This window comes from Oleiphilus sp. HI0128 (assembly GCF_001635365.1).
Map to the genome: position 1 here is coordinate 1 of NZ_LWGG01000188.1, position 8739 is coordinate 8739.

Here is an 8739-nt window from a genome sequence, read left to right on the forward strand (position 1 = left end):
AAGAAACTTAGTAATGCTTTGAAATTAAAACAAAATTAGCTAAGAAAACTAGCAATACTTAGTGTTTTTAAAATCTGTATAACAGTATAAGTCTAGAATAGTGTTTGCTTTTATCAATGTTATGCAGGTGAGTGCTTAGATCTTTTGGTTATGACTGGCGATCCTAAGCAGTTTTCCTGTTTGAGATAACAGATATTTGCCCAGGATGCGAATGAAGATAGGCGTTAAAAATAAACGCCGGAAGTGACGAAGATCAGGAAGTAAGTTGCTTGACGAATGTTCCCAAACATTCGCTAGCAGTAGCTGTTCCAGTATATTCCTTGTTGTAGCGGGAGGGTGCCAAAGAGCTAACCATTTGCGGCTTTCTTGCCTTGCTGTTTCAAGGTTGAGCGGTATTTCTTGCTCAATTCCATAAATTTCGGGGTCGGGCCTACATCCTCATACATTGGATCGCCCATTTCATCTTTCGATATGACTTTTTTACCCGCGATATAAGGGAAACTGGTTTCAAGTTCATCAAGAGCAGCCGATAGCAGCTCTCCAAGGATCTCACTTTTTGTTCTTTTGGGGTACATTTCTGCTAGTGCGTTAATTTTCGCTGCATCTTCTAAGGGGAGTCGGAATGTGTAGTCTTCAGAAGTAAATGTTGCTTTGGCTTGTTGTTCCCAGCATTCTGCTAAGGCTTTTATTTTCATAGCTTGAATCCTTGTGTGGTCGGGTTGTTCATTTTTTACGCTTAACTACAAGAATAAGTGTAGGTTGTTTGTTCAAAAAGTAGACACTTAAAAGTGTGTGCTTTTGTTAATGGTTTACTTGTTGTGGATTGTGCTCCATATTTATATATCTAGTTTTTACTATTTTGCGCAAATAAGGATTGGCTTGTAGTCACGAGCTTGTGATCAGCTTGCTTGCTAGCCTTGATAATCAAACACATTTGGAAAAGGTATATGTCAGAATTACACCCTTCTTTACGAGAAAATGTCCGTTTGCTTGGTGAGTTGTTAGGGCAGAATATTGAAGAACACCTTGGTTCGGAGTTTGTGGCGAAGTTGGAAGCCATTAGGGCTGCGGCAAAGCAGGATCGTGAAGCTGATGCGGGGGATGCGCATCCAGAACTTGTTCGTTTGCTTCAGGACCTGGGGGACGATGAGATGTTATTTGTTGCTCGAGCGTTTAACCAGTTTCTTAACCTGGCAAATATTGCTGAGCAGTATCATGGGGTAAGACGGAATCGCACCGATAGAGAAGACGGTTTGGAAACCTTTGACCAACTGCTGGACCGTTTGAAGGCCTCAGGTACCAAAGAAGAAGACTTGGCAAGCTTGCTTGAAGATATGAATATAGAGTTCGTATTGACGGCTCACCCCACTGAGGTTACACGTAGAACCTTGATACTTAAGTATGAAGCCATTACTGAGTGCTTATCTGAGCTGGATCGTTCCGATCTTAATGATTTAGAGCAGAAGCGTATTTGTGAACGTTTGAATCGCTTGGTTTGTGAAGCGTGGCATTCAGACGAGATTCGTCAGGTCAGGCCTTCGGCCGTCGACGAAGCAAAGTGGGGCTTTGCAGTAATAGAGAACAGTTTATGGACCGCCTTACCCGAGTTCTTACGTGAGTTTGATGCAGCGGTTAGCGATAAATTTGGTATTCAACTACCCCCACAGTTTTCACCCATTCGCTTTGCTTCGTGGATGGGGGGGGATCGCGATGGTAACCCAAACGTTACGGCAGAGTTGACGCAAGAGGTCCTGAGTCTGAGCCGTTGGATGGCAGCAGATTTGTATTTGAGAGATATTCGTGACTTGCTGAATGAGTTGTCAATGTGGAACTGTTCTCTGGAATTGAGGCAAGAGGCTGATCGAATATTGCAAGGGCAGGAGCGAAATCAGAATGAACCCTACCGCGTGATACTGGCTGACCTGCGTCGTCGACTGCAAAACACTAGGGAATGGGCGGCGCGAAAGGCAAGCGGTGAAGATGTAGAGCAATTAGATATACTCAGGGAAAATTCTGAATTGATGCAACCTTTATTGATGTGCTTCAATTCTTTGAAAGAAACGGGTCTTGATTCCGTGGCAAATGGCCTGTTGCTCGATACCATTAGGCGAGTACAGTGTTTCGGTCTGGAATTAGTAAAGCTGGATATTCGTCAGGATTCCGAGCGTCATCTCGAAGTGATGTCCGAACTTACCCAGCACTTGGGTATGGGGGATTTTGCGCAATGGAGCGAGCAGGAGAAACAGTCCTTTCTTATTAAAGAACTGTCCAGTAATCGGCCGCTTTTACCTCGTTCCTGGCCCGCCAGTGATAATGTGCGAGAAGTGTTGGCTACGTGTGACGTGGTTGCTTCTCAGCCTGAGTCAGCGTTGGGTTCATACGTTATTTCCATGGCCAGCACACCTTCCGATGTATTGACTGTCATCCTACTTTTACGGGAGTCGGGCATTCAGTTCCCTATGCGCGTTGTGCCTTTATTTGAGACCCTTGACGATTTGTCCGGGGCGAAGGAGGCTATTGATAGCTTATTATCAGTACCTTGGTATCAGGAGTACTGTAAAGGGCATCAAGAGGTAATGATTGGCTACTCTGATTCTGCTAAGGATGCAGGTCAGATGACAGCCGCTTGGGCTCAATATCAGGGGCAGGAAAGTCTGGTTGAGGTTGCACAAAAACATGGTGTTAAGCTGACTTTGTTTCACGGTCGCGGCGGCACGGTTGGTCGCGGTGGTGGCCCAGCGAATAGGGCGATTCTTTCTCAACCTCCTGGTTCGGTAGCTGGCTCTTTCCGTATCACGGAGCAAGGCGAAATGATTCGCTTTAAGTTCGGGATTCCAAGTGTTGCCAAACAGAGTTTAAAGCTATACCTGAATGCAGTTGTTGAAGCTAGCTTGTTGCCGCCTCCAAAGCCTAAGCAAGAGTGGCGAGAGCTGATGAATAAGATGACTGGCGTTGCCCTGGCTTCCTATCGCCAGATAGTAAGAGAGCATCCTGAGTTTGTTTCTTATTTCCGCTCGGTGACCCCTGAGCAAGAATTGGGCAAGCTAGCTTTAGGTAGTCGGCCTGCAAGGCGAAAAGCGACCGGTGGTGTTGAAAGTTTAAGGGCAATACCGTGGATTTTTGCCTGGACGCAGATACGGCTTATGCTGCCGGCATGGTTGGGTAGCGATGAGGCCTTGGCGAGCGTTCTAGAGTCTGATAAGGCAGAGACCCTAGATGAAATGTTTATCCAGTGGCCCTTCTTTAATACTCATATTGATATGTTAGAAATGGTTGTTGCCAAAGGTGATCCGCGGATCGCGCGTTACTATGACCAGCTGCTGGTATCTGATGACTTGAAGCCTTTAGGGCGTTCGCTTCGCCATCGCTTTTTGGATGTAGTTAAGCTGGTTAATAAAGTTAAAAAGCAAGGGGCGCTTCAGGAAAATCATCCCCAGCTACAAGGTTCTTTAAATGTTAGGAACCCTTATACTGATCCGTTACATTATTTGCAGGCGGAGCTGTTGAGGCGTGACCGTTTAGCCGAGCGAAGCTCTGAAGGTAAGCAAGAGCGTGATTTAGTTGAAACAGCTTTAAAAGTAACGATGGCCGGTATCGCTGCTGGAATTCGAAATACGGGCTAGTTCAGCTCTTGTGTTTGAATCGATTGCGTAAGCGTTTGCAACGAAGTTCTTAAAAACGTAAGCGTGTGAAGTGGTGTAGAGTTATTTTTGCGGATAGCTCTACACTCGGTAAGTATTCCGTCACGGCGCCACCAAAAGTTCTTGCTCCGTTTATCAATTAATACTTAGGTAAATCATTGTGCCCATAGCTTCCAGACTAAACCAGTTTATCAATCACAAGGGATTGATCTGTCAGCAGATTCATCACGCTCGCAGTTTAAGTTTTGCACAAGCCCTGGAGCAGGCACAGGCGATTCCGGAAATGAGTGCAGTAACTGTTACTTTACTCGATGAGGAAGGCCCGGCGGTTGCGGTGATCCCCTTTGGCACAAAATTGGATATTGAATTAATTAATGACTCATTGGGTAGATCTTTTCAAATTTTAAGTGATGAAAACTCACGAAAGCTATTTAAGGATTGTGAAACCGGGATGTACCCGATTCTCGCAACTGCCTATGGTTTGCCGATTATTCTAGATACGAGTTTACTGGAACTGGAGTTTGTATTCTCTGCTAGTGGTTGCTCAAGCACCTTATTAAAGATTCCCGGACCGTCTTTTCGTATGGCAATGAATGGCGCGATTAAGGCAAAAGTTTCTATTTGGCTTGCGGGTGAGGAGCCTAAGTCAGGATCGGGGCAGAAGGTTTCAAATTTGCCTCATAATGCGGGCTTGACCCTAGATGGCATTGCGAAGAAGTTAAGTCGTTTATATAAGTTACCACCAATGCCAGAAACTGCTATACGAATCATGCACCTGACCAGCGACCCCGATGCTGATGTATTTCAATTGGCTGAGGTGATAGAGCGAGATCCGAGTCTAGCCTCACAGGTGATGCGTTATGCCCGGTCAGCGTTGTTTTCTTATCGAGGCGAATTAACGTGTGTAAAAGATGCTGTGAATATCGTGCTAGGTTTTGATCGTGTATCTCAGCTATCGATGGGTTTAGCGGCAGGAAAAGCTTTCAATATACCTGCGGCAGGGCCCTTGGGTTTAAAATCATTTTGGCAGCATTCACTTTATAGTGCTGTGTTGGCTCAAGCCTTAGCTTTATTGGCCGATCCTGATATAGAGCTGAACGAGCGCGATGCTTATCTTGCCGGTTTGCTTCACAATTTTGGTATTTTATTAGTTGGTCATCTTTTTCCGCCAGAGTTCCAAATGCTCAATAAGCTTAGAGAGGCTGAGCCGGAGTTGAGCATGGCTGAAATCGAACAGCAGGTCTTTGGAATGGGGGGCGCGCAAGAGTTTATTGCTTTAGGGCATGCCTCTATTGGTGCAGTGTTACTAAAACTATGGGGAATGCCGGAATCAAGTATTACGGTAGCCGGTATGCACCAGAAAAAAGACTATCAAGGTAAGCACCAAAAGTATGTAGAATTAGTGCAGTTGGCTAATGCGCTATTGGCAGCGAAAGGGATTGGTGATGAGCCCGCTTTGCATGATTGTGAGAAATTAATGCAAGGTTTGGGTATACAGGAAGAGCAAGGGATGGCTTTATTGGATTCTTTACTCGAACAGTGCCAAAGCCTGGATGAGATGATTCGTCAGATGGCGGCATAATTATAAGATTAAGTCATTATTATACCTACTAGGTGTTATTCTATAGGGTGTTTTACCCTATCTATTCGGCTCAATTGAGCATATCTAGGTTCAGGCTTCCACTGTGTCCATCAAGTACGTATAATGCGGCGTTTCGAATTACATATGTGTGTCGAGCTTGCAGTCAGTATGAGAGCCTTGTTGAAGGGTTCTGTAGCTCGAAACATAAAAGAATAGATTAGCGACAGCTCGCTATACTTGAGCGAATTACTTAATACCCCTATACATGCTTGAGTTTTTATTGTGTGGCGCTAGTAGGCTGTCGTTAGAAATAGATTCAATTTTTATCATTAGCTTTAGAATATTGGGAGCAATCCGTATATGAAATTAATTTTGTTAGGCGCACCAGGTGCAGGCAAGGGTACACAAGCTCAGTTTATGACTGAGAAATATGGTATTCCGCAAATCTCTACCGGGGATATGTTGCGTGCGGCTGTAAAGGCGGGCTCACCACTAGGTTTGAAGGTTAAAGAAGTCATGGCATCTGGCGGCCTGGTTTCTGATGAAACAATCATTGAATTGATTGAAGAGCGCATTCAACAGGATGACTGTGAGAACGGTTTCTTATTTGATGGTTTTCCTCGTACGATTCCGCAAGCTGAAGCGCTTAAAAAGCAAAAAATCATGATTGATGCGGTTGTTGAAATTGACGTGCCTGACGAAGAAATTGTTAGCCGTCTAAGTGGTCGTCGCGTGCATGAAGCAAGTGGTCGCGTATATCATGTTGATTACAATCCACCGAAGGTAGCGGGTAAAGATGATGAAACTGGCGATGCCTTGGTTCAGCGTGAAGACGATCAGGAAGAAACCGTTCGTAAGCGCTTAGGTGTATATCATTCGCAAACGGCTCCTCTTGTTGAGTATTATTCGTCTTGGGCTGATACCGGCGCAGATGAATCACCAAAATATGTGAAGGTTGATGGTGTTGGTGATATGGCTCAGATCAAACAGCAAATTGTTGATGGTTTAGACGCATAAGATAGACACTTCCTTCATTGTTCACTGAAACGGGCCTCTTTTTTAAGGGGCCTGTTGTTATTTACGACCCTCTTTATGCCAAAAATTCTTGCTTTAGATACTTCTTCTGATAATTGCTCTGCAGCATTGTGGAGTGAGCAAACAATGTATCAGGTGTGCGAAAAAGCCCCTCGAAGTCATACTCAGTTAATTTTACCTATGGTGAAAGACTGTTTGGGCCACGGTAAGTTAAAAGCTAAAAATCTGGATGCGCTTGCTTTTGGTTGTGGGCCAGGTTCGTTCACGGGTATTCGTATCGCGACTGGTATCGCGCAAGGCTTGGCCTACGGAAGTGACTGTCATATCTATGCCATATCTAATATCCAAGCTCTAGCCCTACAAAGCTATTTGAAGTACGCTATTTCTCAAGTGCTTGTAGCAATTGATGCACGTATGGATGAGGTGTATTGGGCTTGCTGCAAAGTGGAGAAACAGAGCAACGGGAACGAGGATCCTTATTATCGGGTGGAGACTTTGGGTATTGAAAATGTGACTAAACCTGAATTAGTGAGCTTGCCTGACGCGATCACGGATGGGCCTATTATTGGTGTCGGTAGTGGCTTTGACTACTCTGAACGTTTCCCTTCGGATGTAAAAGGGCATTTGGATAGTTTTGATGCTGAGATGAGACCAGAGGCTCATGCTATTTGTCAGCTGGCTCGTTATGCGCATTTTAAAGGTGTAGCAGGGCTACTAGAAGACGCGATGCCATCCTATGTCAGAAATACGGTTACATGGAAAAAACTGCCGGGTAGAGCCTAAGTGCTACTCGCTATATGGATTGATAGTTAAGGATTAAAAATGACTTGGTTTGAAGCAGTTATATTGGCACTTGTTCAGGGCTTGACGGAGTTTCTACCCATATCGAGCTCCGCTCACCTGATTTTGCCTTCACAAGTTTTGGGCTGGGAAGATCAAGGCTTGGCTTTTGATGTAGCGGTTCACGTTGGCACCTTGATGGCGATAGTCATTTATTTTCGTAGAGAAGTGATTCAACTGAGTGGCGCATGGTTCAAGAGCGTGTCGTTTAAAGAGCAGTCTAATGATGGTCGCTTGGCCTGGTTGATTATTCTGGCAACGATACCCGCAGGTTTGGCTGGTTTCCTTCTTAATGACTTTATAAGTGAAAACTTGCGTTCCACTGCCGTGATCGCGACGACAACAATAATATTTGGGCTTGCTTTATACGCTTCTGATCACTTTGGTTCTCGTAAGCTTAGCCTTAAAGATATAGACGTTAAAGCGGCCTTAGTCATAGGTTTTAGCCAGGCGTTAGCCTTGATTCCGGGAACATCCCGTTCAGGCATCACTATGACAGCGGCCTTGTTAATTGGTTTCAGTCGTGATGCTGCGGCTAGGTACTCATTTCTGCTTTCTATTCCTCTCATCACGGCAGCAGGCCTGCTTAAAACAAAAGAGTTGCTAGAAACGGGAACGAATGACGACTGGTTCTTGGTGGCGCTTGGGACTGGTGTTGCTTTTGTGAGCGCTTATGCCTGTATTCATTTGTTTTTACAGTTTCTAGAGCGCATAGGTTTTACACCGTTTGTTATTTACCGTTTACTGCTCGGTTTAGTATTACTAGCCTTAATGGCTTTTTCTGGCTAAAATAGAAACAATATACGTCTTATTTTGGATGGGTCGACCTTAATAGCTACTTAGAAGTATTATTATGAGAGGCCCTAAATAAAACTTCAGTATGACTAATTAAACAGGAGGGCAGTATGGAGTTATCAAATTCGTTAATTGCTGCGCCGGTCATACCTGAAGGTTTAAAGAAACCCTCTCAAGAAAGACCTAACCCTCAGGATAATGCTGATAGCCGAAGTAATGAGGCTAGAGTTGATGTCCCTCGCCGAATTGCTGCCCCTGAAGATTTAGAGCGCAAAAGCAATGAATTACAACAGAGTCGCGTTCAACGCCTTGATGCTCTGGACTCTGCTCCTCTTAAAGCGCAGCAAGCGCTTTCTACATATCAGCAAACTGAAGAGGCGGGGCGAGCCTATGAAGAAGGTGAGTTGGTTGGTCTCGACTTATTTGTCTGAATGAATTTATCTGATTTATGTGTTTACGCTTGCAGTGAAGAAGAAAGTACCTTAGCTGCTGCGTTTGCAAGCCGTCACCAACTACCATTCCTGTCAGGGGCTCCTATAGAGCCTAAACGCAATCTTCCCGAGCCTGTTCAGGCTTTTTCTTATATGCTTTACTATTGCGACGGAACAGTCTCGATTCTGCAACTTGGTAAAGGTGCTCCGGGGCCGGTTAGTGCTTCCTTTTTTGGTGGAAAAACAGGGCATAGACTTAAGTTTGGTGGTGGCAGGGGGCAGATGATTGCCAAGGCCGTAGGGCTAAATAAAGGTGTTACGCCTAAGGTACTCGATGCAACAGCAGGGCTGGGTAGAGACGCATTTGTTTTAGCGTCATTGGGCTGTCAGGTGACCATGCTAGAGCGCTCACCAC

Annotated in this window: 8 protein-coding genes; 7 read left to right on the forward strand and 1 reads right to left on the reverse strand. The window is 45.0% G+C overall.

The features are described 5' to 3' along the window. Window positions 1-347 precede the first annotated feature (347 nt). Window positions 348-695: a type 1 pili tip component gene (locus A3763_RS02435; RefSeq protein WP_068514910.1), complete on the reverse strand. Its 348-nt coding sequence runs from the start codon at window positions 693-695 to the stop codon at window positions 348-350. A 252-nt stretch (window positions 696-947) separates the two neighbouring features. Here A3763_RS02435 and ppc point away from each other — a divergent pair, with 252 nt between their 5' ends. The 7 genes from ppc to A3763_RS29395 form a co-directional block, all read left to right on the forward strand. After that, a complete protein-coding gene (ppc, locus tag A3763_RS02440; protein ID WP_082880345.1) occupies window positions 948-3623 on the forward strand; it encodes a phosphoenolpyruvate carboxylase in 2676 nt (891 codons plus the stop codon). Window positions 3624-3801: 178 nt separating this feature from the next. Further along, the gene (locus tag A3763_RS02445; protein ID WP_068634110.1) at window positions 3802-5223 is read left to right on the forward strand and encodes an aminoacyl-tRNA deacylase and HDOD domain-containing protein; all 1422 of its coding nucleotides are present in this window, start codon (window positions 3802-3804) and stop codon (window positions 5221-5223) included. Window positions 5224-5583: 360 nt separating this feature from the next. Then, the gene (gene adk / locus A3763_RS02450) at window positions 5584-6240 is read left to right on the forward strand and encodes an adenylate kinase (RefSeq protein ID WP_068514917.1); all 657 of its coding nucleotides are present in this window, start codon (window positions 5584-5586) and stop codon (window positions 6238-6240) included. Between the two features lie 75 nt (window positions 6241-6315). After that, window positions 6316-7041: a tRNA (adenosine(37)-N6)-threonylcarbamoyltransferase complex dimerization subunit type 1 TsaB gene (tsaB, locus tag A3763_RS02455; protein WP_068634111.1), complete on the forward strand. Its 726-nt coding sequence runs from the start codon at window positions 6316-6318 to the stop codon at window positions 7039-7041. A 39-nt stretch (window positions 7042-7080) separates the two neighbouring features. Next, complete coding sequence (locus tag A3763_RS02460; RefSeq protein ID WP_068514922.1) at window positions 7081-7887, forward strand: undecaprenyl-diphosphate phosphatase; 807 nt, start codon at window positions 7081-7083, stop codon at window positions 7885-7887. Between the two features lie 116 nt (window positions 7888-8003). Then, window positions 8004-8324, forward strand: a complete 321-nt coding sequence (locus A3763_RS02465; RefSeq protein WP_068514925.1) for a hypothetical protein — start codon at window positions 8004-8006, stop codon at window positions 8322-8324. Continuing rightward, window positions 8325-8739: class I SAM-dependent methyltransferase (locus A3763_RS29395; RefSeq protein WP_231872077.1), on the forward strand; the 415-nt coding region annotated here is incomplete at its 3' end.